The organism is Jeotgalibacillus proteolyticus, assembly GCF_050107735.1.
GTDB classification, from domain to species: domain Bacteria; phylum Bacillota; class Bacilli; order Bacillales; family Jeotgalibacillaceae; genus Jeotgalibacillus; species Jeotgalibacillus proteolyticus_A.
In genome coordinates this window covers 1-255 of sequence record NZ_JBNILO010000041.1, presented here as the reverse complement: position 1 = coordinate 255, position 255 = coordinate 1, and the positions used below count along the sequence as shown (strand labels likewise).

Sequence of the window (255 nt, the reverse complement as noted above, 5' to 3'; positions counted from 1 at the left end):
CCTTATGCCTTTACACTCTTCGAATGATTTCCAACCATTCTGAGGGAACCTTTGGGCGCCTCCGTTACTCTTTAGGAGGCGACCGCCCCAGTCAAACTGCCCGCCTGACACTGTCTCCCACCCGGATTACGGGTGAGGGTTAGAAGTTCAACACAGCCAGGGTAGTATCCCACCAATGCCTCCATCGAAGCTGGCGCTCCGATTTCCAAGGCTCCTACCTATCCTGTACAAGCTGTGCCAAAATTCAATATCAGG

Annotated in this window: 1 rRNA gene; it reads right to left on the bottom strand. The window is 52.9% G+C overall.

What is annotated here, in order from left to right:
• Positions 1-255, bottom strand: a 23S ribosomal RNA gene (locus tag ACQCT8_RS19055); the annotation flags it as partial.